At 65.7% G+C, this 25,055-nt stretch carries 26 protein-coding genes and 3 tRNA genes; 12 read left to right on the top strand and 17 right to left on the bottom strand.

Annotated features, from left to right (window positions below):
• Positions 1-3: 3 nt before the first annotated feature.
• The 6 genes from SSA01S_RS03740 to SSA01S_RS03765 all read right to left on the bottom strand — a co-directional run bounded on the left by SSA01S_RS03740 (position 4) and on the right by SSA01S_RS03765 (position 2,514).
• The gene (locus SSA01S_RS03740; protein ID WP_061779283.1) at positions 4-750 is read right to left on the bottom strand and encodes an SDR family oxidoreductase; all 747 of its coding nucleotides are present in this window, start codon (positions 748-750) and stop codon (positions 4-6) included.
• A gap of 16 nt (positions 751-766) precedes the next feature.
• Positions 767-1,165: a DUF4345 domain-containing protein gene (locus SSA01S_RS03745; protein ID WP_061779284.1), complete on the bottom strand. Its 399-nt coding sequence runs from the start codon at positions 1,163-1,165 to the stop codon at positions 767-769.
• Complete coding sequence (locus tag SSA01S_RS03750; RefSeq protein ID WP_058715716.1) at positions 1,165-1,617, bottom strand: DUF2721 domain-containing protein; 453 nt, start codon at positions 1,615-1,617, stop codon at positions 1,165-1,167. Before SSA01S_RS03750 ends, SSA01S_RS03745 begins: the two co-directional genes overlap by 1 nt.
• 266 nt (positions 1,618-1,883) lie before the next feature.
• Entirely contained in the window at positions 1,884-2,192 is a 309-nt protein-coding gene (locus SSA01S_RS03755) for a polyhydroxyalkanoic acid system family protein (protein ID WP_058715717.1), read from the bottom strand.
• Between the two features lie 120 nt (positions 2,193-2,312).
• Positions 2,313-2,386, bottom strand: a tRNA-Gly gene (locus SSA01S_RS03760).
• Positions 2,387-2,428: 42 nt separating this feature from the next.
• Positions 2,429-2,514, bottom strand: a tRNA-Tyr gene (locus SSA01S_RS03765).
• 171 nt (positions 2,515-2,685) lie between these two features.
• Here SSA01S_RS03765 and SSA01S_RS03770 point away from each other — a divergent pair.
• Both SSA01S_RS03770 and rlmB read left to right on the top strand, forming a co-directional pair.
• A complete protein-coding gene (locus tag SSA01S_RS03770; RefSeq protein ID WP_061779350.1) occupies positions 2,686-4,296 on the top strand; it encodes a M20/M25/M40 family metallo-hydrolase in 1,611 nt (536 codons plus the stop codon).
• Positions 4,296-5,039 carry a 23S rRNA (guanosine(2251)-2'-O)-methyltransferase RlmB gene (gene rlmB / locus SSA01S_RS03775; RefSeq protein ID WP_061779285.1) on the top strand — a complete coding sequence of 248 codons (744 nt, stop codon included), beginning with the start codon at positions 4,296-4,298 and terminating at the stop codon, positions 5,037-5,039. The genes SSA01S_RS03770 and rlmB overlap by 1 nt, the downstream gene beginning before the upstream one ends.
• Positions 5,040-5,506: 467 nt before the next feature.
• Here the strand turns inward: rlmB and SSA01S_RS03780 are convergent, their stop codons facing one another.
• Entirely contained in the window at positions 5,507-5,824 is a 318-nt protein-coding gene (locus SSA01S_RS03780) for a 2Fe-2S iron-sulfur cluster-binding protein (RefSeq protein ID WP_061779351.1), read from the bottom strand.
• A gap of 69 nt (positions 5,825-5,893) precedes the next feature.
• On the opposite strand from SSA01S_RS03780, the gene SSA01S_RS03785 reads away from it, so the two are divergent.
• Positions 5,894-6,523, top strand: a complete 630-nt coding sequence (locus tag SSA01S_RS03785) for a DNA-3-methyladenine glycosylase family protein (RefSeq protein ID WP_061779286.1) — start codon at positions 5,894-5,896, stop codon at positions 6,521-6,523.
• A gap of 3 nt (positions 6,524-6,526) precedes the next feature.
• Here the strand turns inward: SSA01S_RS03785 and SSA01S_RS03790 are convergent, their stop codons facing one another.
• A complete protein-coding gene (locus SSA01S_RS03790) occupies positions 6,527-6,706 on the bottom strand; it encodes a hypothetical protein (protein WP_061779287.1) in 180 nt (59 codons plus the stop codon).
• Positions 6,707-6,736: 30 nt separating this feature from the next.
• The gene (locus SSA01S_RS03795) at positions 6,737-7,903 is read right to left on the bottom strand and encodes a hypothetical protein (RefSeq protein WP_061779288.1); all 1,167 of its coding nucleotides are present in this window, start codon (positions 7,901-7,903) and stop codon (positions 6,737-6,739) included.
• 115 nt (positions 7,904-8,018) lie between these two features.
• Here SSA01S_RS03795 and SSA01S_RS03800 point away from each other — a divergent pair, with 115 nt between their 5' ends.
• Together SSA01S_RS03800 and SSA01S_RS03805 are read left to right on the top strand one after the other, a co-directional pair.
• Positions 8,019-9,365, top strand: coding sequence for a TldD/PmbA family protein (locus tag SSA01S_RS03800; RefSeq protein WP_061779289.1), 1,347 nt, complete (start codon positions 8,019-8,021; stop codon positions 9,363-9,365).
• Positions 9,352-10,143, top strand: a complete 792-nt coding sequence (locus SSA01S_RS03805) for a 3'(2'),5'-bisphosphate nucleotidase CysQ (RefSeq protein ID WP_061779290.1) — start codon at positions 9,352-9,354, stop codon at positions 10,141-10,143. Before SSA01S_RS03800 ends, SSA01S_RS03805 begins: the two co-directional genes overlap by 14 nt.
• Here SSA01S_RS03805 and SSA01S_RS03810 read toward each other — a convergent pair.
• Genes SSA01S_RS03810 through SSA01S_RS19930 form a run of 3 tightly spaced genes read right to left on the bottom strand, consistent with a single transcriptional unit; the run spans position 10,133 to position 12,194 of the window.
• Positions 10,133-10,834 (bottom strand): NAD-dependent deacylase, encoded by a 702-nt coding sequence (locus tag SSA01S_RS03810; protein ID WP_061779352.1) that lies wholly within the window; start codon positions 10,832-10,834, stop codon positions 10,133-10,135. The two genes, SSA01S_RS03805 and SSA01S_RS03810, sit on opposite strands and share 11 nt — an antisense overlap.
• A gap of 32 nt (positions 10,835-10,866) precedes the next feature.
• Positions 10,867-11,178 carry a hypothetical protein gene (locus SSA01S_RS19005; RefSeq protein WP_244885549.1) on the bottom strand — a complete coding sequence of 104 codons (312 nt, stop codon included), beginning with the start codon at positions 11,176-11,178 and terminating at the stop codon, positions 10,867-10,869.
• Positions 11,175-12,194: a hypothetical protein gene (locus SSA01S_RS19930; RefSeq protein WP_082794911.1), complete on the bottom strand. Its 1,020-nt coding sequence runs from the start codon at positions 12,192-12,194 to the stop codon at positions 11,175-11,177. Before SSA01S_RS19930 ends, SSA01S_RS19005 begins: the two co-directional genes overlap by 4 nt.
• Positions 12,195-12,519: 325 nt before the next feature.
• Between SSA01S_RS19930 and dapB the strand changes: the two genes are divergently transcribed.
• The 3 genes from dapB to SSA01S_RS03830 all read left to right on the top strand — a co-directional run bounded on the left by dapB (position 12,520) and on the right by SSA01S_RS03830 (position 14,045).
• Positions 12,520-13,248, top strand: a complete 729-nt coding sequence (gene dapB / locus SSA01S_RS03820; protein WP_061779292.1) for a 4-hydroxy-tetrahydrodipicolinate reductase — start codon at positions 12,520-12,522, stop codon at positions 13,246-13,248.
• Positions 13,249-13,253: 5 nt separating this feature from the next.
• Complete coding sequence (gene nth / locus SSA01S_RS03825) at positions 13,254-13,922, top strand: endonuclease III (protein WP_061779293.1); 669 nt, start codon at positions 13,254-13,256, stop codon at positions 13,920-13,922.
• Positions 13,923-13,968: 46 nt separating this feature from the next.
• Positions 13,969-14,045 (top strand) — tRNA-Arg (locus SSA01S_RS03830).
• Between the two features lie 272 nt (positions 14,046-14,317).
• Here the strand turns inward: SSA01S_RS03830 and SSA01S_RS03835 are convergent.
• Entirely contained in the window at positions 14,318-14,899 is a 582-nt protein-coding gene (locus SSA01S_RS03835; RefSeq protein WP_061779294.1) for a hypothetical protein, read from the bottom strand.
• 92 nt (positions 14,900-14,991) lie between these two features.
• Between SSA01S_RS03835 and SSA01S_RS03840 the strand changes: the two genes are divergently transcribed.
• Positions 14,992-15,669 (top strand): helix-turn-helix transcriptional regulator, encoded by a 678-nt coding sequence (locus tag SSA01S_RS03840; protein WP_061779295.1) that lies wholly within the window; start codon positions 14,992-14,994, stop codon positions 15,667-15,669.
• Between the two features lie 161 nt (positions 15,670-15,830).
• Here the strand turns inward: SSA01S_RS03840 and SSA01S_RS20145 are convergent, their stop codons facing one another.
• Positions 15,831-16,097: an alpha/beta hydrolase gene (locus SSA01S_RS20145; RefSeq protein ID WP_338124149.1), complete on the bottom strand. Its 267-nt coding sequence runs from the start codon at positions 16,095-16,097 to the stop codon at positions 15,831-15,833.
• On the opposite strand from SSA01S_RS20145, the gene SSA01S_RS20030 reads away from it, so the two are divergent.
• On the top strand, positions 16,032-16,268 hold the full coding sequence (locus SSA01S_RS20030) for a hypothetical protein (protein WP_061779296.1): 237 nt from the start codon (positions 16,032-16,034) through the stop codon (positions 16,266-16,268). The genes SSA01S_RS20145 and SSA01S_RS20030 overlap by 66 nt on opposite strands.
• A 355-nt stretch (positions 16,269-16,623) precedes the next feature.
• Here SSA01S_RS20030 and SSA01S_RS03850 read toward each other — a convergent pair whose 3' ends face one another.
• From SSA01S_RS03850 to SSA01S_RS03860, 3 genes are all read right to left on the bottom strand, one after another.
• Entirely contained in the window at positions 16,624-16,863 is a 240-nt protein-coding gene (locus SSA01S_RS03850; RefSeq protein WP_061779297.1) for a DDE-type integrase/transposase/recombinase, read from the bottom strand.
• Between the two features lie 105 nt (positions 16,864-16,968).
• A complete protein-coding gene (locus SSA01S_RS03855) occupies positions 16,969-17,976 on the bottom strand; it encodes a FecR family protein (protein ID WP_240954694.1) in 1,008 nt (335 codons plus the stop codon).
• Positions 17,977-17,987: 11 nt separating this feature from the next.
• Positions 17,988-18,557, bottom strand: a complete 570-nt coding sequence (locus SSA01S_RS03860) for an RNA polymerase sigma factor (RefSeq protein ID WP_240954695.1) — start codon at positions 18,555-18,557, stop codon at positions 17,988-17,990.
• Between the two features lie 222 nt (positions 18,558-18,779).
• On the opposite strand from SSA01S_RS03860, the gene SSA01S_RS03865 reads away from it, so the two are divergent.
• Positions 18,780-21,962 (top strand): TonB-dependent receptor domain-containing protein, encoded by a 3,183-nt coding sequence (locus tag SSA01S_RS03865; RefSeq protein WP_240954696.1) that lies wholly within the window; start codon positions 18,780-18,782, stop codon positions 21,960-21,962.
• A 207-nt stretch (positions 21,963-22,169) separates the two neighbouring features.
• On the top strand, positions 22,170-25,031 hold the full coding sequence (locus SSA01S_RS03870; RefSeq protein ID WP_061779300.1) for a M16 family metallopeptidase: 2,862 nt from the start codon (positions 22,170-22,172) through the stop codon (positions 25,029-25,031).
• Positions 25,032-25,055 lie beyond the last annotated feature (24 nt).

Consider the following 25,055-nt stretch of genomic DNA (forward strand, 5'->3'; position numbering starts at 1 on the left):
TCGTCATGCCATGGTGAGCCCGCCATCGACCCGGTATTCCGAGCCGGTGACATAGGCGGCATCGTCGGACAGCAGGAAGCAGGCGACGCCCGCGACATCCTCGGGCTTGCCCAGGCGGCCGAGCGGCACCGCCTTCGACACCTTGGCCTTGTATGCGGACAAGTCGGCATCACTCATGCCGCCGCGCGTGTGGAAGCGGGTTTCGGTCGCGCCGGGGGCGACGACGTTGACGCGAATCCCACGCGGCGCGAACTGAGTGGCCAAGCTGCGCGCGGCCTGGCGGATGGCGGACTTGCTGGCGGCATAGACCAAAGCATCGGCGCGTCCGCCGCCGACCGTACCCGATCCGATCAACAGGATCGCGCCGCCATCCTTGATCACGGGGCTCAGCGCCTGCGCTTGTAGCATGGGCGCGCGGACGTTCAGGTCGAAATGCGCGTCGAATTCGTCCGCATCGATCGCATCGAGCGTCTTGAACCGGCCGATCCCGGCATTGAGGAAGGCACCGTCCAGCCCTTGCGGGGCGAAATCGCGTACCGCGTCGATCAGGGTCGCCGTCGCATCGGGGTCGGCGGCGTCATGCGTGAGGATCGTCGCGCCGGGCAGCGCGGCCTGAGCCTCCGCGATATGGTCCGGGCTGCGTCCGGTGGCGAGCACCCGTCCGCCTTCGGCGATCAGCCGCTGCGCGGTCGCGAGGCCGATGCCGGAGGTGCCGCCGGTGACGATAAAATGCCGGTCGGAAAAGCGCATCGCGGTGCTCCTGAATTCAGCGGGTCGCCCGCGCGACGCGGGCCTGCCACAGCATAAGAAGCGGGACGACGCCCAGTTCCATTACCAGCCCGAAGCGGTGGCCCACCGACGGCGCGCCGATGCTGGCCCAGGACAGCATCCGCGCCAGCCCGCCGACGACGACCAATAGCCCGAGCAGCCGGAACCGCGCGCCCTTGCGCTCGATCGCGGGCACGCAGCTGGTGAAGGCGAGGCCCAGCGCGAAGAAGATGCCGGAGACATAGCGGAACTGGCTGTCCAGATCGGTCGGGATGACGGGGGCATGACCCAGCCAGTCTGGTCCGCGTACCACGCTGATCCCGCCGATGCCCAGCGGCACCAGGCAGGCGATGGCGACGACGACCTGGAGCGCGCGCCGTTCGGCCTGCGAAGACATCAATCCAGGATTTCCTTGCGGACGTGAATGGCGCGCAGCGAAATGCGCACCTCGATCATGAAGGCGACCAGGCACAGGGTCAGCAGGCAGACCGACAGGATGAAGGCCAGTGCGATCCAGGTGCCGATATGGAATTTGCCCAGGTTGGCGATGAACAGCACCGCGATGACGATGCAGGCCATGACCGCGCTCGACACCGCCAGGAACAGGGCGGCGTTGATTATCGACATGCGCCGGTCGAGCAGCCGCAGCTCCCATTTGTGGCGCAGGCGCTCTGGCCCGTCATCGACCTTGTGGATCATCATCTCCAGCCCGCGCGCCCGGTCGATCACCCGGGCCAGCCGCCCGGCCAGCACGTTCAGCAACTGGCCGATCGCGGCGAGAAGGAAAACCGGCGCCAGCGACAGCTGGATGGTCTGGGCGATGGTGGTGACGGCGGGCAATGTGGGCATCGCCGCAAATGGTGGCGGTTCGGGCCCGGTGGGGCAAGGGGGAATGCGGCTTCGGCGGTGGGGGCTATCAGGGAGTGGTGCCTTGGGAAGCCAATCCTTTTCCTCCCCTTGCAGGGGAGGTGGCAGGCCGGAGGCCTGACGGAGGGGTGTCCCGGTCGGCGAAGAAAGACCGTTCACGCGTGCGGTGACACCCCTCCACCAAGCCGAGCATGGTCCCCTCCCCTTACAGGGGCGGAATGAGAGGAAGGCCAGACGTCGTCGCGTCGTTACGCCCGGGCGAGCATCTTCTCGGCGCTGGTCTTCACGAAGTCGCCGATCGGTCCGGCCATCATCGACAGCATCATGGGGATCGCCACCGTACCGCGCAGAGAATCGTCGGCGATGTTCATGTCAGCCTTCACCGTCTGGCCCATGGCGATGATGGTCAGCATCAGCCGGTCATCGGCGGGCCATTCGGAGGTCACCTGGCCACCGCCGGGGATCTTGGATTCCAGCTTGGGCAGGCCCTGTTCGATGCGGCGCCGCGCTTCGGCATGACCCAGGGTGTGGGGGATGTCGAAATTGACCGATGCCATGACGCGCAACTCTTTCCTGAACGGGAACAATCGCGGGCGGAGTGGCGCGTGCTGACGTAAGCGTCAAGCGTTGTGCGACGAATGACGTGGCGGGAAGGGGTGCTGATCGCGTTGGGGGGATGGAGCGGGTAACGGGAATCGAACCCGTGTATTCAGCTTGGAAGGCTGCTGCACTACCATTGTGCTATACCCGCTCAGATCCGGCGCCGTGGTCGACCCTAGCCGATCGGCGGGGATGGTGGAAGGGACTGGATTCGAACCAGTGTACGCTCACGCGGGCAGATTTACAGTCTGCTGCCTTTAACCACTCGGCCACCCTTCCGGGGTGTCACTCCATCGGAGCGAGGCGGGCCCAATGCCGAAGCTGGCGCGGCCTGTCAACGCCGATTTGTGCATTTTGCATGGATGACGCTTGATCCGCTTGCTTGCATCGCCAGGCGATGGGCCATAGCCTTTGACCCAATCAGGACAAATGACCGGGGGAATGATCGATATGCGCCCATCCTTGCTCGCCGCGGTGGCGGCGGCTGCCTTGCTGCCTGTCGCCATGGCCTCCGCGCAGGACCGCACCGTCGCCAACCGGCTGATCGACGAGGGGATGAACCACAGCCAGGTCATGCAGACCGCGCAGCATCTGACCGACGTGATCGGCCCGCGCATGACCAACAGCCCGGCGATGCGCACCGCTGAAGGCTGGACCGCCGAACAGTTCGCGAAATGGGGTCTAAAGAACGTCCACAAGGAAGGCTTCGCGTTCGGGCGCGGCTGGTCGATCGAGCGGGCGAGCGTGCGCATGGTGTCGCCCCGCCCGCTGCAGCTGACCGCGATCCCCATCGCCTGGACGCCGGGCACCAACGGCACGGTGACCGCGCCGGTCATCGTCGCGCCGATGAAGCGCGAGCGGGATTTCGACAAGTTCCGGGGCCAGCTGCGCGGCAAGATCGTCATGGTGTCGATGCCTGGCACCGGCGACGAGCAGACCGGCGCGCCCTTCCGCCGCCTGACCGGCGAGGACATCGCCAAGCTCGACGTCTATGTGCAGCCCGAGCATGATCCCGACAGTGCCGACCGCCGATTGAAGCGGCTCGACTTCGCGCAGAAGCTGGATGCGTTCCTGAAGGCCGAGGGCGCGGTCGCCTATGTCACGCAGAGCTACCGCGACGGCAAGCTGGTGCATGGCGAAGGCTATCTGTTCGGGCGCGGCGAGACGCCCGCCGTCCCCGGCATCGAGCTGGCCGCAGAGGATTATCGCCGCCTCGCGCGCCTGACCAAGACCGGCCCCGCGCCGACGATCGAGGTGCTGAGCGACGTCCGCTACGACGATAGCGACGTCAACGCCTACAACATCATCGCCGAAATCCCCGGCACCGACCCCAAGGCGGGTTATGTGATGGCGGGTGCGCATCTCGACAGCTGGGTCGCGGGCGACGGCGCTTCCGACAATGCGGCGGGCAGCGCGATGATCATGGAGGCCGCGCGTATCCTGGCCGCGACTGGCCAGCGTCCCAAGCGCACCATCCGCTTCGCGCTGTGGTCGGGCGAGGAGCAGGGCATCCTCGGCTCCATGGCCTATGTCGAACAGCATCTGGCGTCGCGCGGTCGCCCCGACGATGCGCCGCAATCGGGCCTGAAGCGCTATTATGGCTGGACCAATCGCTGGCCGATCACGCCCAAGCCGGGCTACGATGAACTGGCGGCCTATTTCAACATCGACAATGGTTCGGGCAAGCTGCGCGGGATCTATGCCGAGAACAACCCGGCGGCGGTGCCGCTGCTGAAGGAATGGCTGTCGCCCTATGCCGCAATGGGCGCGGGTAACGTCGTGCAGCGGACGACCGGCGGCACCGACCATGTCTTCATGCAGGCGGTCGGGGTGCAGGGTTTCCAGTTCATCCAGGACCCGCTGGATTATGGCAGCCGGACGCATCACAGCTCGGCCGATACCTTCGACCATCTGAAGGCCGACGACATGCGCCAGGCCTCGGTCGTGCTCGCCGGGGTCTTGCTCGCGGCGGCGAATGCGGACAAGGCGTTGCCGCGCCCGCCGGTGCCGACGCAGCCGGCGACGACCAAGCCCTTTGACTACACGGACAACGACGACTGATGGCACGCCGAGGACATCGCCCCAGCCAGGCTTCATCCAACCGCCCCCGCTTCTGGGGACGGCATGCGGTGACGGCGGCGCTCGCCAACCCCAACCGGACGGTGCGCAAGATCTGGGGCACGCGCGAGGCGCTGGCCGCGCTCGACCTGCCGCCGATCCTGCCGGTCACCTTTGCCGATGCGGCGGACCTGGGTCGCCTGGTCCCGGCCGACGCGCCGCACCAGGGCCTGGTGGCCGAGGTCGATCCGCTAGAGGATATCTGGCTGGGCGACCTGCTGCATGAGGTGCAGGATAACCAGCGGCCGCTGGTGGTGCTGGATCAGGTGACCGACCCGCACAATGTCGGCGCGATCCTGCGCTCGGCCGCCGCTTTCGACGCGGTGGGCATCGTGACCCAGGACCGCCACGCGCCGCCCGAATCGGGCACGGTCGCCCGTTCGGCCAGCGGCGCGCTGGAGACGGTGCCGTGGGTGCGTGTGGTGAACCTGGCGCGCGCGCTGGAGGAGATCGCGGAAGCGGGCTTCTGGCGCATCGGCCTGACCGGCCATGCCAACCAGACGCTGGCCCAGGCGATGGGTACGCAACGCATCTGCATCGTGCTGGGCGCCGAGGGCGAAGGCATGCGCCAGAATACCGAGGCGCATTGCGACGAACTCGCCAAGCTGCCGATCAGCTCGAAGGTGGAAAGCCTGAACGTCTCGAACGCAGCGGCGATCGCGCTGTACGCGGTGGCGGCGCGGTGATTTGGCGGGCGGCGGGGGTGGACCCTGCCGCCTTTTTTTGCGCGCAGAGGCGCGGAGGGCGCAGAGAGTAGAAGTGGCAAGCGCCGGGCGTGCGCTTCGATTTCGCTCAGCGTGGACGGCTGTTGGTACGCGCGGCCACCATTCCCTAACTCCGTTCAGCCTGAGCGAAGTCGAAGGCCACGGGATGAGGGTTCGCGCGGAGACGCGGAGGCGCGGAGATGGTGTGTCTGGCCGCAAGGCCCCTCTATCCTCGCGAGCCGCCGCAAAAGTCTGCCGGTCGTGATGGCAGGCTCCGCTTGCCCCGCGCCGGACATCTCCGCGCCTCCGCGTCTCCGCGCGAACACAATCTCTTGGATAAGCCGGAATGCCACCCAACAGGACGGCACCTCTGCGCCCTCCGCGCCTCTGCGCGCAAAAAAAGAGGCGGGGCCGAAACCCCGCCTCCGACGTTCCGACGCAATGCGCCGTCAGTCTTCCGCCGCGATCCGTACCCGCATCCCGTCCTGCGCCGCGCCGAAGGGCAGCTGGCACGACAGGCGCGAGGTTGCGTCCCGGTCGCTGGTCGAATCGAGCAGGTCGTCCTCGTCCGGGCCGATCGCTGGCAGCGTGTCGGCAAAGGCCGGATCGACATGCACATGGCAGGTCGCGCAGGAACAGCATCCGCCGCACAGCGCCAGCAGTTCGTCGACACCGGCGTCGCGAATGACTTCCATCACCGACAGTCCGGCCTCGCCGTCGATTTCGCGTTCTTCCCCGTCGCGGGTCACGACGATAAGCTTGGGCATGTCCATTCTCCTTGTCGGACCTGATGTTGCAAGCGCCTCTGCCGGGCCTGAACGCACGGATCAAGCATCATGGGCCTGAGTGCCGAACAGATTCGCGACAGCATGGATGCGCTCGCCGCCGCCGAGCCCGCCATCGCGGCGGCGTTGCAGCGGATCGGCTATCCCGCGCCGCGCATCCGAGCGCGCGGTTATGCGACCCTGGTCCGCACGATCCTGGGCCAGCAGGTCTCGGTCGCCTCGGCCGATGCGCATTGGCGGCGGCTGCATGAGCTGCTTGGCGATGCGAGTGATCCGACCCGGCTCCACGGCGTCACCGATGAAGAACTGCGCGGTGCTGGCATCTCGCGGCAAAAGGCGGGCTATCTGCGCAGCCTGGCGGAGGAGGTGACGAGCGGCCGCCTGAACCTGTCCGACCTGCCCGAGGATGATGAGGAAGCGATCGCCAAGCTGGTCGCGGTCAAGGGTATCGGCCGCTGGTCGGCGGAGGTCTATCTGCTGTTCGCGGAAGGGCGCACCGATATCTGGCCAGCAGGCGACCTGGCGGTGCAGATCGAGATGGGGCGCATCCTGGGACATGATACGCGCCCGTCAGAGAAGCAGGTCCGCGCGCTGGCCGAAGCCTTCCGCCCCCACCGCAGCGCGCTCGCGATCTTTACCTGGCACCATTACGGCGCCGGGGCCGATGCCGCCCCGGTGTAAGAATCAGTGGCGGTCGGGCGTGTGACGCGTCGCCACGCCGACCAGGATGGCCGTCGACAGCAGGATCGACGATACGAGCCCGCCGATCGCCAACAAGCCCACCGGTGTCACTTGAATCTTGGCGCGAAGGGAGACGTGGCGGCCGAGCGTCACGCGCAGCATGGCGATATTGGACTGGGGCATGGCCGATCAACGCGTCATTGGCCCAGCCGTTCATTTATACGGGCCGTACCTTTGCGCGATGCGGGAGGCGGCTTGCGGGATCGGCCGGTCGGGGTTGAGCTGCACGAGCCTGACGCCGGTCGGTGCCATCGCCTGGCGTACGTCCGGCCAGACATCGGCCCGCGCCGCGACATAGAGCGTGACTTTGCTCAGTGAGCCTCGGGGAACTGACGCGGCGAGCTTGCGCAAGACGGGGACCAGATTGGACGAAGAGAGGGACGCCAGCGCGACATGGTCGGCATAAGTCTTGGTCACGGCTTCACGCAGCCATGTCTCGGTGATGGCATAATCCGCCGCCTTGGGATCGCGAAGGACCTTGGTGGCGGGAAACGCCGCGCCGTGGGTCACGCGCTCCACTGCTTCGAGCAGATAGCCGTGCCATTCGCCCTGTTCATTCTTAGCGGGGCCCAGCAATGGGGCGAGGAAAGCAGCCTTTTCCTGTGCTGCTTCCGCCACCTGTTCGGCATGGATTTGGCGGCCGGTCGCCAGGGCCTGCTCCCATGCCAGGCCGCTGGCGGGCGACGTGACGCCGGTCGATGGATCGATGATCATCTCGACATAGGCCCGTTCGCCTAAGGACTCGATCGCTGGAATGATGATGGGGATGACGACCCGGCCATCGGACGCGAAGCGTGGCTGTCCCCGCCACCGGATCGAGCTGGTTGAATGGGGGAGTGCGTCGATATAATATTGCGGCATCATGTCGGACAGGGCCAGCGCCCGAACCTTATCACCCCTCTCATCATAAATGACCACGGCATGCGGACCATAGCCCGTAGTATGCCAGTTATCGAAGGTGACGGTGTAGCGGCCGTCATCGCGCACGATCACCTCGACAGGCGCGACGAAATTGATGATCGGCTTGTCCCACACCTTGCGCCAAGTGTTGTCCCTCCACGTTTCGACCCGCGCGGTCGCCTGGGTAGGCCCGGTTTCCGCCTGCCCCGCAGGTTCGACGCCTTTCACCTTGTCCTCGAAATAGGCGAGCTGGCTTTCCAGGTCGCGCGGAACGACGATGACACGTGCTTGCCCATGGCAGGACGTGAAGGTCCGAGTCGTCGGTAACGCCCAGCTATCGGCGCAGGACGGCGACGGAATGAACGAGGTGCCGAGGATGGCGAGGCCGGTCAGAACCGCTATGCGTGCAAATCTCATCATCTCTCTGCCCGACCCCAGACTGTGCGCCGTCATTGGGACATCAGTGAGCCCTGTTTGGCAATGCCGTTGCAAGCGGGTCTGGCATCCCGCCGCCCGCGCCCCTAAGTCCCTAACCATGCTGACTCCCGAACAGGCCCGCGACCGGGCCGCCGATATCGTTGCCCGTGCCCGTGCTGCCGGTGCCGACGCCGCCGATGCGGTCTTTGCCGCCGATGCCGCGCTGGAGGTGTCGGTGCGCCTCGGCGCTCTCGAGGATGTCGGGCGGTCGGAGAGCGAGGAACTGGGACTGCGCGTGTTCGTCGGGCGGCGTTCGGCCAGCGTCTCGACCTCGGACCTGTCGGGCGATGCGATGGCCCTCGCGGTCGAGCGTGCCGTCGCTATGGCGCGCGAGGCGCCCGAGGATCGCTGGGCGGGGCTGGCCCCCGAAGAGCGGCTCCTGCACGGCGCCCCGCCGATGCTCGACCTGGACGATGGCGGCGAGGTCGAGCCCGAAGCCTTGCGCACCGCCGCCTTGGCGGCCGAGGAAGCCGCGCGGGCCGTGGCAGGCGTCACCAATTCCGAAGGCGGCGGTGCGTCCGCTTCGCGTGTCGTCTCGGCGCTGGCGACCAGCCATGGCTTTGCGGCGGGTTATGGCGCCACCGGATACGGCCTGTCGGTCAGCGTGGTGGCGGGCGAGGGCGCGAACATGCAGCGCGACTATGCCCATCACGGCGCACGTCTGCGTCGCCTGCTCGAAAGCCCCGAGGCGATCGGGACGCGGGCGGGCGAGCGGACCGTGGCGCGGCTGAATCCCGGCAAGCTGGCGAGCGGAGCGATGCCGGTCGTCTATGACCCGCGCGTGGGATCGTCGCTGATCGGCCATCTCGTCTCGGCGATCGCGGGGGCGGCAATTACGCGGCGGACCAGCTTCCTGCTCGACCGGATCGGCGAGCGGGTGATGGCGGAGGGTATCCGGGTCGAGGACGATCCCCATCGCCCCCATGGCCTGCGCTCGCGACCCTTCGACGGCGAGGGGCTGGCGGTGTCGCCGACCGCCATCGTCGAGGACGGCGTGCTGGAGACCTGGCTGCTCGACTCCGCGTCGGCGCGGCAGCTGGGGCTGGAGCCGACCGGCCATGCCGCGCGCGGGACGGCGGGGGCGCCGGGCGTGTCGACCAGCAACCTGTTCATGGCGGCGGGCCGTATACCGGTCGAAACGATGATCGCCTACATCGCCGATGGCGTCTATGTCACCGAGCTGATCGGCAGCGGCGTCAATCCCGTGACCGGCGACTATAGTCGGGGCGCGGCGGGGTTCCGCATCGTGAACGGGCAAATCGCCGAGCCGGTTGCGGAGTTCACCGTGGCGGGTAACCTGAAGGACATGTTCCTCGCCATGACCCCGGCCAACGACCTGGAATTCCGCTACGGCGTCAACGTGCCGACCCTGCGCATTGATGGAATGACGGTTGCCAGCAGCTGAGCTGATCCCGGCTGTCGTCGCGGCGGCGCGTGAGGCGGCGGCGATGGCGCTCGCCCGCTGGCGTACCGATTTCCGCCAATGGGAAAAGACGCCGGGAAGCCCGGTGTGCGAGGTCGATCTGGACGTCGACCGGATGCTTTACGCCCGGCTCCACGCATTGATTCCCGAGGCGGGCTGGCTGTCCGAGGAGACGGCGGACAAGCCCGACCGGCTGGCCGCGCGCCGTGTCTGGGTGGTCGATCCGATCGACGGCACGCGCGACTATATTCGCGGGCGCGAGGGCTGGGCGGTGTCGGTCGCCCTGGTCGAGGATGGTCGGCCGGTGATCGGCGTGCTGGCCGCGCCCGCACGCGGGGAGCTGTGGCTGGCGGAGGCGGGCGGCGGCGCGACCCGTAACGGCCGCACGCTGAGCGCGGGCTATTGTCACCAGATGCCCGGCGCGCGTGTGCCGGTCGATGCGCTGCCCAAGGCCGACCGCGATCTGGTGGCAGTGTTCAAGCCCAACTCGATCGCGCTGCGTATCGCGATGGTCGCCGCCGACGAGGCCGATCTGGTCGCCACGCTGCGCTGGGGCAATGAGTGGGACATCGCCGCCGCCGCGCTGATCGCGTCCGAGGCCGGGGCAGGGGTCGCCGATGCGTTGGGCCAGCCGCTGCTGTTCAACAAGCCCGATCCGCGTGCCTTTGGTGTGCTGGTGACTGCGCGCGCGCTTCAGGACTCGGCGCTCGAGCGGCTGACGCCCCGCGCCCGCGAAGTGATCGTGCCGGTTACCGGCTGAGCATCTGGTCGACCCATTCGGGCACCAGCTGCCCGGCGGGACCCAGGCGGCTTTCATCGAACCAGCCGCTGCCCTCCGATCGATCGAGATTGAGCTCCAGTGTTGCCGCGCCATAGGCGCTCGCCATCCGCACGAACCCGGCGGCCGGATAGACCGCGCCCGAGGTGCCGATCGACACGAACAGATCGGCCTGCGCCAAGGCCGCCTCGATCCGGTCCATGTGATAGGGAATCTCGCCGAAGAACACGATGTCGGGCCGCAGGCGCGGTGCGGCACAGGCGGGACAGGATGTGCCGGGCGGCAGGTCGTCCGCCCAGTCGAACCGCGCCCCGCACGCCGCGCACAAGGCCGACTTCAACGCTCCATGCATATGCAGCATCCGCGTCGCCCCCGCTCGCTCGTGCAGGTCGTCGACATTCTGCGTGACGATCAGCAACTCGCCCGACCATTCCCGATCCAGCCGCGCCAGCGCCTCATGCGCCGCATTGGGAGACACACCGGCCAGCGCCGCCCGCCGCAGGTCATAGAAGCGATGCACCAGCTCGGGATCGGCGGCGAGGGCTTCGGGTGTGCAGACATCCTCGACCCGGTGCCCCTCCCACAGCCCGCCGGGCCCGCGAAAGGTGGCAATACCGGACTCGGCGGAGATACCCGCGCCGGTCAGGATGATGATGTTGTGGGTGGCGCCTATCCGCATCAGTCTTTCGCTTTGCTTATTCCTGATCATTCGCGTGCTTCGCGTATCGCTTCCAACTCTGCCAGCCTTACAGGATCGTCCGCTGCGAGTACCTCTTCAAGATAGAAGCTGTACGGGATGTCGCGCACCACCTGTTGGGCTTCACCGCTATAATCGGCGGCAATGACCGCAAATGCGTCGACCAGCTGACGGAGAAATCCTGGGTCCAGTTCTTCGAGTTGACTCGCAAGGCTTTCCATCATCTTTACGGCGATATCCGGATCGAGTTCATCGTCATCAGTGAGGTCGAGGAACACGACGTAATCCGCTATGATATGGGCAATCTGTACGGCTATCATGGTTTCACAACCTTTACGTGAATGTTGGTAACATTCATCTTCTTGAGCAGTTTGAGTGCTTTGGTCTTTTGAGCAGATGTCGGAACTTCCCATAATCCAATCAGACGATGCTGCGCCAACACCTCCGACTGCCGCAAGATCTGAGCGCGGGCACGCGGTGCGTCTCGGACGCTCCACTTGCGGTCGATGACGTAATCGCCTTGGATGCCATCGAACTTCACAGGCCGTTTCGAGCCGTCCGGCATGGTTCGCATCAATGTCGGCGCTTGGCTGGGGCGTGAGCCGGTTGCCGCGTCGTTATAGGCTTTCCAAGGCTTGTCGGACCTAACCGTTTCCTTCACCCAGCCGATCTGAGGCGGATCAAAATTCGGCCGGGGTGTTGCCATGCGAAGCCGGCGCACGGCGGCAACCTTGGCGAGCGCGGCGCCGGGTGCTGCGGACAGCGCTACGTTCCCGACGACCGTTCCAGTAGCATGACCGACATCCCGTGCAGAGGCGTTGCCAATCGCGCTGGTCGCGCGCGAAATTTGAATTCGCGCTGGCGTACTCTCTGCAGCGATTGCAGCGTCGATCACGTTCGCAATCCCGCGACCAGTCTCCCGAATCGTCGTCATCGGATTCGTCGTCAATGTGGCCTGAACAGCAGCAACTGTCCCTTTCCCGACATCATAAATTCCTTCGCCAACACCTCCGATGAATTCCGTGACGGGGTTCGGCTGACGAGGTCGGTTGGATCGCTGTTTGAGCGTCCCCGGCTGCGGTGATGGCGTGACTGGCGACTTACCCGTCGGGAGTGTGTGCCGAATTCGCCTAGATATGCGACCGCCCGCCGCGTCACTGCCGCCTGTGCCGTGCTGACGTCCCGTCCCTGCGAAGGTGAATCGACCATTCGCGGGATCGTGCCAGGGATTGAATTTGAGTTCGATACCATCAGGACCAAGCACCGACGGCAACCTGCCTGTACGGAGCCAAAACGAAAATGCTTGATCTGGCTTATCGCGAAACGCCTCCGTCATATGGACCCCATCCCCAAATCGACAATGGAACATAACATGAACATTAGGGTGAAGTCAATGTTGAGCTGATTTGGCGCGCATTGATTTTTCCTCGGGCCTGTCCCTCATTCAGGTAATTCTTTGCGTGATCGGCCCTGCTGCGACGTATTGAACATGCCGCGCGTGAAACCCGTAGCCATTTGCCTCGGATATCAAATCCATATCGATCGCCCGAGAATGGATGCCCAAACCTTGCACTTCCCTCGCGCAATCTGTTCCCCCCGGCAGGCACCTGTGCCAAGGAACGCCGCATGACTTTTTCGCTTTTTGCAACCTGGATCATCGCATGACAGCCATCGGTATCTACGGCAGCGCGGGACGCATGGGCCGTGCCATCGCGGACCTGATCGAGGGCGAGGGCGCGACCTTGGCGGGTGGCTGCGATTCGCGTGACGATCCGGACGCGCTGGCCAAGTCCGCCGACGTGCTGGTCGACTTCTCGATCGCGGGAGCGCTCGACGTGCATCTCGCGGCCGCCCGTGCGGCGCGGACCCCCATCGTGATCGGCACCACCGGCCTTTCCCCTGCGCAGCACGCCGCGATCGACGCCGCCGCGACCGACATCGCGGTGCTCCAGACCGGCAACACCTCGCTCGGCATCACGCTGCTCGCCAATCTGGTGCGCGAGGCGGCGGCGCGGCTGGGGAGCGACTGGGATATCGAGATCACCGAGATGCACCACCGGCACAAGGTGGACGCGCCCTCGGGCACCGCGCTGCTGCTGGGCGAGGCGGCGGCAGCGGGGCGGGGGCATCCGCTGTCCGAGCTGCGCGTCGATGGCCGCGCCGGGCTGGTGGGCGCGCGCACCGAAGGGACGATCGGGCTGGCGGCCCTGCGCGGCGGTTCGGTGATCGGCGACCATGAGGTGATCTTCGCGGGCGAGGGCGAGCGGCTGACGCTCGGCCATTTCGCGCAGGACCGGACGATCTTCGCGCGCGGCGCGGTGCGTGCGGCGCTGTGGTTGGCGGGGCAGGCGCCGGGGCGCTATCGCATGGGCGACGTGCTGGGCCTGTAAGCACCATGAAGAAGGCTGACGTCGTCGAATTCTACCACCGGCTGGCGGAGGCGAACCCGCATCCCGAGACCGAGCTGGAATATCGCAACCCCTATACGCTGGTCGTCGCGGTCGCTCTGTCGGCGCAGGCGACCGATATCGGCGTGAACAAGGCGACGCGCGCTCTGTTTGCCGAGGTCGATACGCCGCAAAAGATGCTCGACCTGGGCGAGGAAGGGCTCAAAGCCCACATCAAGACGATCGGCCTGTTCAACACCAAGGCCAAGAACGTCATCGCCCTGTCCCAGATGCTGGTCGACGATTATGGTGGCGAGGTGCCGCAGGCGCGGGCCGATCTGGAGCGATTGCCCGGTGTCGGGCGCAAGACCGCCAATGTCGTGCTCAATACCGCCTTTGGTCACGAGACCTTCGCGGTCGACACGCACATCTTCCGTGTCTGCAACCGCACCGGCCTGGCCAAGGGCAAGACGGTGCTGGCGGTCGAGCTGAAGCTGGACAAGGCGACACCCGCCCCATTCCGGCTGCACGCGCATCACTGGCTGATCCTGCACGGCCGCTATATCTGCAAGGCCCGGCGCCCCGAATGCTGGCGCTGCCCGGTCGAGGATCTGTGCGCCTATCGCCCCAAGACGCCCGCGCCTGCACCCAAGGCCGGAAAAGCCGCGCCTGCGTAAAAAGGGCTGGCGCGCCCGGGCCCGCAATGCTAGTCGGCCAGCCCACGCACCCGTAGCTCAGCTGGATAGAGCGCTGCCCTCCGAAGGCAGAGGCCACAGGTTCGAATCCTGTCGGGTGCGCCAAATACCGCCGATTGCCCTCTATGCCGCGATATTGCCGCCGATCACCGCACACCTACCAACCGGAATGCGAAACGGCCGATTCCACGCTAAAGCCCGATAAAACTCGACTGCCATAAAACGGTAACTTTCGACTCAACGCGGCCGCTCGCTGGCATTTCAGGCGCTCTCGAAAGCAGCCATTGGAGCGCTTGGCGTCCCTCGTCGTGAGACACCAACCTTCCTCCTCCAAACGGGTTCGGGCGCGTTCGGAATGATGTTCCCGACGTGAGCGATCAGATCAGCGTTCCAAACTCCATGCTTTCCGGCTCGATCAGTGCGAGGAAGCGATCGCATTCAGGCGTGCCGACCCATGTCGCGCAGATCGCTTCGGAGCGCGCCTGGTCTTGGGCAAAGGCCAGATCAACGAAGGTGCCGTCCTTCAACCTCACGAGATGCTGGTGCCGCCATCCGGGCTGCAAGGCCAGATGGCTCGCCAGCATCTCGTTGTAGGCGGCGCGCATGTTGAGCTCCTCGACACCCGGCCTCAATCGGAACCGCCCGATTTCCAAGCCGGCTCCGACAGCCACAGGTCGAGGCTCCAGATGGGGCGCGCGGTAATGGCTCATGCTGACGAGATTGGCGACCGAGGATCGAAATTCGGCGAACTCGGACGCCGTGCCCACTGCCCGTGCCGCCGCCTGCGCGCTGTCGAGGTCGGCCCATGCGACGAGGTCGACGCGCGCGTTCGGATCGTGCCATCCCGTGAACGGCGTCCATCCGAGGAACCCGGGAAAGCTTCGGAGCAACGTCTCGGCCTGACGGCGAGCGTGGTTCGCGGCCTCGTCGTCTCCGATCTTGTAGCAGGGACCCGGCATGGCAACCTCTCTAGTTGTTGTGTTCGACAGCCGAGGCGATACACGCTTGACCCTGACAGTTTCCGTCAGGAACCGTGTGATACCGATGTTCCATGCGCTCCCTTCGCCTCCTTGCTCTTCTCGACCACCTGCGTGGATGCTCGGCACCGATTTCGGCCGATACGCTCGCCGTCGCCTTGAGCGTTTCGGCCCGCACCATCTATCGGGACATGGTCACGCTACAGGCCATGGGGGCGCCCGTGCGGGGCGAGCCGGGGATCGGCTATCAGCTCGAACCGGGCTACTTCCTGCCGCCGCTCCATCTCGATCCGGACGAGATGGACGCTGTCATGCTGGGAATGCGGTTGATCGCGGCGCGCGGTGATGAAGCGCTCGCCGCCGCCGCCCATCGCGTTTCGGCCAAGCTCGGGGCCTCGATGGAAGCGGAGAAGGCGCAAGCCTACAAGCGTCTGCCGCTGCGCGCTGTGTCCAGACGGACCCCGACGGGCGCCGCGTCGAACGCGCATCTTGCCCCGCTGCGAACGGCCATCCGCCGACGCTCCATGCTGGAGATCGAGTATGTGGATCTATTGGAGCGCCGCAGCACGAGGATCGTCCGTCCGCTCGGGCTGACGCTGTTCGACGCCGCGTGGCTCCTGACCGCCTGGTGCGAAAGCCGCGATGCGTTCCGCAATTTTCGGATCGACCGACTGATCGCCGCCCGAGGAACTGGCGGAACCTTCCGGCACGAGCGCGGCAAACGGTTCGAGGATTATCTGGAAACGCTCTGACCACTGAGTTCGAAGGCCACCACGACCGGCGCATGTTCCGATAGTCGCATGAGGTCCATCCGGTTTCGACCCGTCCAGAACATGGGCACGGCATGGACGATGTCCCGCAAGCGGACAGCGTCCTTTCCGAGGGAATGGACGCTTTGGTATCCCTCGCCGGCTCAGGCGTTCGAGTAGCGAGTTCCCGACCGAAACGCTGTCAGGAGCCGTCGGCCTTCCGGCCACGATCCCAGACCGCTCGCCCCATTGATATGGCCCAGCGCTCCCACTTCGACGATGCCGGCCTTCCAATCGCGGGCGCGACCTTCGGCATACGTGAGTGAGGCATATTCGCCTTCGCGGTCTGCGCGATCACGCAGGCCATGATGGTCGCGGCCGCACGCAAGGCCCCGAACCTCGCCTCGCCGCTGAACATCAGGGCCTTCAATCTCGGCAACGCCCTCGGCGCCGGCCTGAGCGCGGCGGCTTTGTCGGCCGGCGTGGGTCTGGATGCGATACCGCTATTGGCCGCTGCCGTGGCTGTGCTAGCCGCCGTCGCGGCTCTGTTTTCCACGTCGGTTACGCCATTTCGGTCGGGCGACCGCAAACGAGAAAATTAAGCACCTGCGTCTCCGCCAGCATTTGAAATCGGGAGAACCCATAGCCGGAGGGCTATGGGTCTTATTCCTCGCAAAAGGAGGGCGTTAGAGCGCTACAGCGTAGACATAGTTCTCGTCTTCACCCGGCGCGGCGCGCCATTTCCTTTTCTTTACGCATCAGCCGAGCCGTGATGTTGTTGCCTCCCTAAATGCCTGACGGAGGCCTCGCGGATTTGATTGATGTACTTGCGGGGCGGGCGGTAGCCCAGCAGCGCCTTGTCCGGGTGAACCTCAGTGTCGTGGTCCAGCCTGGCGGGCAACTGCTCGATGACGGTTGCTCGGGTCAGGCGCAGGGTTCACCCGGACATATTCGTGCTTAAGAGTGCGGACGCGCCTCTGCCATTCCGTTGTATTGCGGGCTGCTGACCGGGATAGTGTGCGCGACAAGGCCGATGTGTCGCGCGAAGCGCTTGGTGTCGTTGGCGACATAAAGGCTGCCATTGTCGGTAAGCTCGGCCACGCGGTCCGCGAGTCCGAAGCTGTGCTCGACGCTCGCGACCATCAGATTGCGCACCTCCTCTGCGGCGATGCCGCCAGTGGTGGCGACCTGTCCCATGCCCCCGGATCATGTCCCGTTCGGCACGCGCTTGTCGCGTCCCGGGAAACGCCGCTGATATTTGGCAACCAACTGCTGGGCGAAGCTGGCCTGCCGGTCTCCCGGTCAGGGCTCGACAACGATGCCGTTTGCGTCCGATCGCACCTTCAGACCGTAAGCGGAGTGGAGAAGAGCGAGAAATCCGGCACTGTTATCAATCTGGAATGTTCCGCCGATCCGGATGTCGGCGGTGGTCGGATCGGCGATACGGATCGGGCGATTGGTGTAACGGTTGAAGTCCGCCACCGCGTCCCCCAGTCGCTGGTTGTCGAACACCAGCACGCCGTCACGCCATCCGGTCATCGCTTCGACCCGCGCCGGCGCGGCCAGCGCGACCAGCGTGCCGTGCGATTGGGCATAAGCGATGTCACCCTGGCCGATGACGGCGGAGCGCGTGCCCGCGTCGGACGTCGAATCCTCGATCCGCACACGGCCCGACAGCACCGCCACGGTCACTTTGTCCCCATCGCGGCGAACGGTGAAGCGCGTGCCGAGAACGGTCACCGTCCGTGGCCCCGCATGCACGACGAAGGGATGGTCGGGGCGGTGAACGATGTCGAAATAGGCCTCCCCCTTATCCAGCCAGACCTCGCGACCCAGATCGCTGGCCGCCGTGCGCACAATGGTCGCGGTGTTCAGTTCCACCCGGCTGCCATCGCGCAGCGCAATGGTGTGGCGGATGCCGACCGGCGTCTGCACCCGCACCGGCGTGGACGCCGAAGGCGATGCCTTGCCGCGCGTCAAGCGTCCGGCATCGAAGCCCGTCGGCGATTGCAGCACCATCGTGCCGATTCCCATCGTCACCGCAAGCGCGGCGGCGACCGCTCCGATCGCGCGGGGGCGGGCCCGCAGCATCCTATGCCAACCGCGCCGCGCGCGCGACCGCGGCGTGGCGGTCTGGAACCCCAGGGCCCCGACGCGATCCGACGCCGCCCAGCCGTGGCGCAGACGCCAGAACGCGGCCTTGTGCGCCATCTGCTCGTCCAGCCACGCGGTCAGCGCGGCGTCGTCCTCGGCGGACCAGTCGCCGCTTTCCTGGCGGACGATCCAACGCGCGGCCGTTTCTTCGATCATCGTCGCGCGATTCATTGGCGGCGAGCCTTGCCAGTGCTGGCCGCGCCGCCACGACGGATCTTGCCCGCACCGCCCAGCATCGCATCGGCCATCGCGCGGATGCCCAACACTAGCTGGCGTTCGATCGTGTCGATGCCGACGCCCATGCGTGCCGCCGCCTCGCGGGTCGACAATCCTTCGATCTTGCGCAGGCGCACGACCTCGCGGCAGCGCGGAGGCAGCCGCTCAATCCCTTCCTGCGCCCGGCGCAGCGCGTCGCGCGCATCGAGATGGCGGTCGGTTGCGGACAGATCAACGCCCTGTTCGACGCTTTCCATATCGGCATAATGCTCGAATTGGACGATCCGTTCGCGCTTCGACCGATTGACCAGGATGTTGCGCGCGATCGTGAAGATATAGCCCGCGGTGTGGGACGGCAATTCCTGCCGCCCGCCGGTCAGCGCCGCCTCGTATATGTCCTGCCGGATATCCATGATCTGCTCGGCCGTCCGCCAGTTACGACGCAGATAGCGGGTCAGCGACGCCTCCAGGGGAAGCACCTCTTCGCAAAACCACCGCTCCAACTGCCTGTCGTCTACCATCGTCCGCTCGAGACACTCCTTCGTCCAAGGGGTTCGACCGTCATGACAATCGACCGCGCCAAAACCGTAACGCAGAAACGGCATTAATCCCCTTTTTGCCGTTTTGGTGAAAAGTTCCACATCTGCAAACTTTTTTGAAATCTGATGTTACGGGTCTGTTGCCGTCGAATGACAATCTTACCGGGCGGCGCAGTGGGAGCGACCGCAACGAGGGGGCATCAGATGAAGAAAAGGGATGTGGCGATCGCGTTGGGGGCGACCATGTTGACGGCCTTCGTGCCGAGCCATGTTGCGGCGCAGAGCGTGCAGGGGGCACGCACGGTGCAGCGGTTCGACATCCCGGCCGGGGGCTTGGCAGCGGCCCTGCAAAGCTGGAGCAAGATCACCAAACGCGAGATCCTGTATCGGATGGACGATGTCGGCCGCAAGCGGACGAACGGCATTCACGGCGACTATGCCCCGATCCTCGCGCTCCAGGGCCTGCTGATCGACACCGGTTTGAAGATCGTCACGACGGAGGATGGTGCGGTCGCCATCCGCCCTTTGGCCGGCGACGAGGTCGACACGAGCGCCACGCCTGACATCCTCGTCACGGGCAGGGTCAACTGGTCGCTCAACACCGGCATCGAACGCACGCAAGACGACAGCCAGCCGTTCATCGTCCTCGGCCGCAAGGAGATCGAGCGCAGCGGCGCGCCCAACCTCGAAACGTTCCTGCGCAACCAGTTGAACGTCAACACCTCGCCGATCGTCGGGGATCAGGCGATCGGCGGCGACAACGAATTCAATCCCCGCCGCCCCGTCGGCGTCAGCGCGATCAACCTGCGCGGCATCGGCCTGCGCGACACGCTGATCCTGGTCGACGGTCGGCGCCAGCCCGGCATCAACCTGGGCAATGGCGATATCACCCAGCCGTCGATCACCGGCATCCCGATCGCGGCGGTGGAGCGGGTCGAGGTGCTCGCCTCGTCGGCATCGGGCATCTATGGCAGCGGCGCGTCGGGCGGCGTCATCAACATCGTGCTGCGCCGCGACTTCAAGGGCGCCGAGCTGTCGGCGAATTACGACAATACCGGCGATTTCAAACAAGGTCGCGGGTCGATCGACCTCACCGGCGGCCTGCCGCTGGAAGGGGGGCGTACCCGCCTGACCTTCACCGGCAACTGGACCAAGCAACTGGCGCTACGCTACGGCGACCGCGACAACCTGCGCCGCCGCGGTCTGAACGAAATCCTCGCCAACGACCCCGGCTCGTTTTACGGCGGCTTCACCAATCCACCACAGGGTTCGCTGGTCAACTTCAAGACACAGGACGGCACGCCGCTTCAGCTGAAGCCCGAATATGGCGGTCAGACGCTGTCGAGCAGTCTGGGGACCATTCCCAAGGGCTATGCGGGGATCACGAACGCCGGGTTGGCTCCGCTTCTTTCGTCGCTCGGTACCTTCAACCTCGACCAGGCCAATACCGCCGCGGGCACCGGCGCCCGCGCGCCGCTGCTCTATCCGGTGAATCAGTATAGCGGTTCGGTCGCGGTGCGGCGCACGTTCAACAACTGGCTGACCGGCTATGCCGAAATCGGCATGTCGCATTCGTCGGCGACCAACACATTTTCCAACACGCTCAACTCCGTCTTCCTGAACGCGTCGGCCATCGGCAATCCGTTTACGCAGGATCTCGCGATCGCGTTTCCGGCCAATCCCGCCTATGATGCCCCGATCAAGCAGGTGTCGTCGACGCTGCGCACGCTGGGCGGTGCCATCATCCGGCTACCGGCGGACTGGCAGGCGGTAGCCGAAGTCGCCTATTCCAAGTCTAATTATTCGGTCGCGAACAGCCCGCCGTCGATCAGCGCCTTCGCCTCCAACGATCTCCAGTCCGGGGTTCTGAACGCGCTCGTCGATACCTCGACCTATCCGATTCCCTTCACCTACAACAAGACGCCCTATTATCAGCGCCAGCAGGACGGCAAATCGAGCAACGTCGCGCCCTCGCTACGCCTCGCCGGGCCGCTGCCGTTCTCGCTGCCGGGCGGCAAGCCGCAATTGACCGTCAACGCCGAGATCAACACCCAGAGGCTGAATTCGCGCCTCCTCACGCTGCTGACCGATGATGGCGCGGTCACCACCTTCACGCCGACCGCGCACCAGACGACCAAGTCTGTCTATGGCGAAGTCGTCTTCCCGATCCTGGGCAACCAGCATCAACTGCCGCTGATCCGACTGCTGGAACTGCGCCTGTCGGCCCGGCATGAATCGTACAAGGGCGACGGCACCGATACGTCGGACCCAGTGTCCTGCATGACGCCGCTCGTGGCGGGGCAATATGACTATTTCGGCAACTGTCCGCCGGCGGGAACCGTCATCCCGCGGTCGACCACCACCAATGCGCACACCGATCCCAGCATCAGCCTGCTCTGGTCGCCGATCGATGGCGTCATGCTGCGCGGCTCGTACACGACCGGCTATCTGCCGCCGCAGCTCAGCCAGTTGGTCAAGATCCCCCGCCCGCAGATCACCCTCCAGATGCGCGATCCGCAGCGCGGCAACGAGTTGATCGGCATGCAGGTGTTCGGCCTTGGCATCATCTCGGGGTTCTCGGGCGGCAATCCGGACGTTCGGCCGGAATCGTCCAAGACGTGGACGGCCGGCCTGATCCTGAAGCCGCATTTCATCGACGGCCTGCGCTTCTCGGTCGACTGGACGCGCATCCACAAGCGGGACATGTATTTCGATCCGGTGCTGCTGCTCGCTTCGTTCTTCGGCGGCACACAGACGCAGTTCAACCAGTTCATCGCCTCCAACCCCGACCGCGTCACGCGCGGCCCGGCATCGGGTGGCTTTGCGGTCGGGCCGATCACCGCGCTGGACGTATCGCTGATCAACCTGAAGTCGCTGGTCACCTCGGCCTATGACTTCACGCTCAACTACGACACGAACCTGTTCGGCGGTCAGCTGTCGGCCGTCGGCCGTGCGACCTATGTCGATCAATTGGTGATCCAGCCGTTCGCCGACGCGCCCGCGCAGAATTATGCAGGTGTCGTCACAGCCGGGTTCGCGGCCGGCTCCGGTGCATCCGGTTCGCTGCGCTTCCGGGGCAGCGGGTCGCTGCAATGGACGAAGGACGAGCTCAGCCTCGGCTGGCAGACACGCTACCTCAGCAGCTATTACCTGACGCTGGATCGCAGCTTCGTGGCCGCGCAGGGGTCGGCAAAGGTCGCCAGCCAGATGTATCACGATATGAACATCAGCTACCGCCTGCCGCAGAAGATGACGGTGCGCTTCGGCATCAACAACATCTTCAACAAGATGCCGCCGCTCGATGTGTCGCAGTTCCCGCTATACTACAGCGCATACGGGGACCCGCGCCTGCGCAACTTCTACCTGGGGGTCAGCAAGTCGTTCTGATCTCGGCCGCCGCATCCCACCCAATGACGGGATGCGGCGCGCCTGCCGGCCCCCTCGCCGGGCAGCCGGACACAGCCCCAGACGCGGTCCTCGCCATTACGGTTTTCCCGTCCCCGATTGTCCTGTCCCGCGATGTTTCCGCACCCGTGTCACTCTGCCGAACTGCCGTTCCACCCGTGCCTACCCCCACCGATCAAGGATAAGTCGATGAGCCTGCGTATGATGTTGATGGCCGGTACGGCACTGATCCTGGCCCCCGTCCCGGCGTTGGCCGGACACCCCGCGAAAGCCACAACGACCACGGCATCCCACCCGGACACCGCCCCGGCGGAACTCGTCAAACTGGTCCGCGACTTCACCATTCCCTATCAGACGTTCACGCTGCCCAACGGCCTGACGGTCATCGTCCTCACCGATCGCAGCGTGCCGATCGTCTATACCAGCATCAATTACGCCGTCGGCTCCACCTTCGAGCCTGCGGGGCGCAGCGGCTTTGCCCATCTGTTCGAGCATCTGATGTTCAACGGCAGCGAGAATGCGCCGGGCGACTATTTCAAATATCTGCGCGACGCCGGGTCGATCGGCGTCAACGGCAGCACCGGCTATGATTTCACCAACTATCACGAGGCAGTGCCGACCGGCAGCCTGGACCGCGTGCTGTTCGTGGAAAGCGACCGGATGGGGCATCTGCTCGGTGCGATCACCCAAAGCGTGCTCGACGAACAGCGCGGCGTCGTCCAGAACGAAAAGCGCAACAACGACAACAATCCCGCCAGCATCCTGGGCTATAGCCGCCGCAGCGCGATCTATCCCGCCTCGCACCCCTATGGTCACAGCGTCATCGGATCGATGAAGGATTTGAACGCGGCGTCACTCGCCGACGTGCATCAGTGGTTCAAGGATTATTACGGCCCCAACAACGCCACGCTCCTGCTGGCGGGTGACATCGACCTGGCGACCGCCAAGGCAAAGGCGATGCGCTATTTCGGCGACATCCCGCGCGGGCGCGCGATCACCGCGCCCGCCGCCGAGCCGCCGGTCCTGACCGCGCCGATCGACCAGTCCTTCACCGGCCCCGTCTCGACGGCACAGATCGCCCGCACTTGGCCCGTACCCGGCGGGCGCGACCCGGCGAACTTTTCGCTCGACGCGGTATCGGGCCTGATGACCGGCATCGACGGCGCGCCGCTGTTCGATAAGCTGGTGCGCCGGGACAAGCTGTTCAACAATCTCAGCGCCGACAACACGACCTATCGCGGCGTCGGGGAATTCACCATCTACGGCTCGGTCCGGCAGGGTGTCGATCCGCATGTCGCGGCAAAGGCGCTGGACGATGCCATCGCCGCATTCCTGCACAGCACGCCGTCCGCCGATGCGCTGGCGCGCTACCAGGCGACGCGGATCATCCCTGCGGTCCGCAACAACGAGACGATCGAGGCGCGCGGCGGCTTGTTGATGCAGGCCAATTCGGTGCTCGGCTCGCCCGCCAAATATAAGGACGACCTGATGGCGTATCTGGCCCTGACCCCGGCAAAGGTCATGGCCGACGCGCGCAAGTGGCTGGGCCGTCCGGGCTATCGCGGCATGATCGTCCCGGGACCGCGCATGACCGCGGCAGGCGACGAAAGCGTCGCAGGGACCGAAGTGCCCGACGCACCCAAGACCGCCGTCGTCGCCCCGCAAAGCGGTACGCGCGGCCCCATCCCCGGCGTCGGCGAGCCCCAGGCCGCCCGCTTCCCGCCGGTGCAGCACGCCACTTTGGCGAACGGCATTCCCGTCCTCTACGTCCAGCACGACGCGGTGCCCTTCACCACCGCCGAACTGTCGTTCGACGTGGGCAGCGTCGACGATCCCGCCGGCAAGCCCGGCACGATCCGTGCGATGTTCCAGATGTTGGACGAAGGTGCGGGCGGCCATGACGACCATTGGTTCAAGCAGCTGCGCGAACGCACCGGCGCCGCCATCTTCGGCAGCGCGCAGAACACCGACTCCGGCGTCTCGTTCGCAGCACCCAGCGCCAGCCTGGACACGACGCTGAACACGATGATGCTGATGCTGACCCGTCCCGACTTTCCGCAGGATCGGCTGGAGGAATATCGGCGGCAGGAATTGTCGCGCGTCACGGCCGCGCCGACCAGCCCCGGCACGCTGTTGAGCACAGCCTTCACCCAAGCGCTCGCGCCCGGGACACTGCTCGCCAAGGCGTCGCAGGTGCCCAGCGTGGCCGAGGTCGACGCCATCACGCGCTCCGATCTGGAAGCGGCCTTCCGTCGCTGGGTCCGCCCCGAAGAGGCCAAGCTGGTCATCGTCTCGAACGAGCCGCTCGCCACGCTCCTGCCAAAGCTGAATGCGACGCTGGGCCATTGGAGCGTGCCAGGGCGCGGCCCGGCCCCCATCGCGCTCGACCCGCGTCCGGCGCTGGTTACCGGCCCACCCAAGATCGTGCTGGTCGACATGCCCGGCCAGGTCCAGGCGTTCCTGGGGGGCGGGCAACTGGTCGACATGCCGCGCACCTATGAGGGCGTCGCACCGCGTCTCGCCAATATCGCGCTGGGCGGCGAGTTCACCTCGCGCATCAACATGAACCTGCGCGAGGACAAGCACTGGACCTACGGCGCGTCGGGCAATTTCGACGTCAACGACCTGGGGTCGAGCTATCAGGTCGAGGTGCAGCTGCAGCCGGACAAGGTCGGCCCCGCGATCAAGGAGGTGCAGAAGGAGCTGAACGCGATCGTCACCGACCGGCCGATCACGCAGGAGGAGTTTGACGAGGCCGTCGCCAACACGCTGCGCAAGAACGTCGCCTCGTTCCGCTTCGGCGGACAGGTGATGGCTGCTGCCGCCATGCTCCAACGCAACGGCTGGCCGGACGACTTCTTCAGCACCTTCGACGCGCGCATCCGCGCGGTGGCGCTGCGGGACGCGAACGCCGCGATGCGGCAGTATCTGCAACCGGCCAAATGGGTCTGGACCGTCGTGGGTGATGCCAAGACAATCCGCCCGCAGCTGGAAGGACTGGGCCTGCCGGTCGAGGTGGTGACCCCGGCCCAGGTGCTGGCCAAGCATTGAGCCGCACCGGGGCGGGGCCGATCA

The organism is Sphingomonas sanguinis NBRC 13937, from assembly GCF_001591005.1.
Classification (GTDB): domain Bacteria; phylum Pseudomonadota; class Alphaproteobacteria; order Sphingomonadales; family Sphingomonadaceae; genus Sphingomonas; species Sphingomonas sanguinis.

Bases quoted from the DNA above. Each gene is read 5' to 3' on its own strand.
- SSA01S_RS03770 (WP_061779350.1), top strand. From the start codon at position 2,686: ATGCGCCCATCCTTGCTCGCCGCGGTGGCGGCGGCTGCCTTGCTGCCT.
- SSA01S_RS03865 (WP_240954696.1), top strand. From the start codon at position 18,780: ATGAAGAAAAGGGATGTGGCGATCGCGTTGGGGGCGACCATGTTGACG.
- rlmB (WP_061779285.1), top strand. From the start codon at position 4,296: ATGGCACGCCGAGGACATCGCCCCAGCCAGGCTTCATCCAACCGCCCC.
- nth (WP_061779293.1), top strand. From the start codon at position 13,254: ATGAAGAAGGCTGACGTCGTCGAATTCTACCACCGGCTGGCGGAGGCG.
- SSA01S_RS03755 (WP_058715717.1), bottom strand. From the start codon at position 2,192: ATGGCATCGGTCAATTTCGACATCCCCCACACCCTGGGTCATGCCGAA.
- SSA01S_RS03795 (WP_061779288.1), bottom strand. From the start codon at position 7,903: ATGATGAGATTTGCACGCATAGCGGTTCTGACCGGCCTCGCCATCCTC.
- dapB (WP_061779292.1), top strand. From the start codon at position 12,520: ATGACAGCCATCGGTATCTACGGCAGCGCGGGACGCATGGGCCGTGCC.
- SSA01S_RS03800 (WP_061779289.1), top strand. From the start codon at position 8,019: ATGCTGACTCCCGAACAGGCCCGCGACCGGGCCGCCGATATCGTTGCC.
- SSA01S_RS03750 (WP_058715716.1), bottom strand. From the start codon at position 1,617: ATGCCCACATTGCCCGCCGTCACCACCATCGCCCAGACCATCCAGCTG.
- SSA01S_RS03745 (WP_061779284.1), bottom strand. From the start codon at position 1,165: ATGTCTTCGCAGGCCGAACGGCGCGCGCTCCAGGTCGTCGTCGCCATC.
- SSA01S_RS03790 (WP_061779287.1), bottom strand. From the start codon at position 6,706: ATGCCCCAGTCCAATATCGCCATGCTGCGCGTGACGCTCGGCCGCCAC.
- SSA01S_RS03740 (WP_061779283.1), bottom strand. From the start codon at position 750: ATGCGCTTTTCCGACCGGCATTTTATCGTCACCGGCGGCACCTCCGGC.
- SSA01S_RS03785 (WP_061779286.1), top strand. From the start codon at position 5,894: ATGGGCCTGAGTGCCGAACAGATTCGCGACAGCATGGATGCGCTCGCC.
- SSA01S_RS03855 (WP_240954694.1), bottom strand. From the start codon at position 17,976: ATGATCGAAGAAACGGCCGCGCGTTGGATCGTCCGCCAGGAAAGCGGC.
- SSA01S_RS03840 (WP_061779295.1), top strand. From the start codon at position 14,992: ATGCGCTCCCTTCGCCTCCTTGCTCTTCTCGACCACCTGCGTGGATGC.
- SSA01S_RS19930 (WP_082794911.1), bottom strand. From the start codon at position 12,194: ATGACGGAGGCGTTTCGCGATAAGCCAGATCAAGCATTTTCGTTTTGG.
- SSA01S_RS03860 (WP_240954695.1), bottom strand. From the start codon at position 18,557: ATGGTAGACGACAGGCAGTTGGAGCGGTGGTTTTGCGAAGAGGTGCTT.
- SSA01S_RS03870 (WP_061779300.1), top strand. From the start codon at position 22,170: ATGAGCCTGCGTATGATGTTGATGGCCGGTACGGCACTGATCCTGGCC.
- SSA01S_RS19005 (WP_244885549.1), bottom strand. From the start codon at position 11,178: ATGATAGCCGTACAGATTGCCCATATCATAGCGGATTACGTCGTGTTC.
- SSA01S_RS03835 (WP_061779294.1), bottom strand. From the start codon at position 14,899: ATGCCGGGTCCCTGCTACAAGATCGGAGACGACGAGGCCGCGAACCAC.
- SSA01S_RS03850 (WP_061779297.1), bottom strand. From the start codon at position 16,863: ATGGGACAGGTCGCCACCACTGGCGGCATCGCCGCAGAGGAGGTGCGC.
- SSA01S_RS20030 (WP_061779296.1), top strand. From the start codon at position 16,032: ATGATGGTCGCGGCCGCACGCAAGGCCCCGAACCTCGCCTCGCCGCTG.
- SSA01S_RS03780 (WP_061779351.1), bottom strand. From the start codon at position 5,824: ATGCCCAAGCTTATCGTCGTGACCCGCGACGGGGAAGAACGCGAAATC.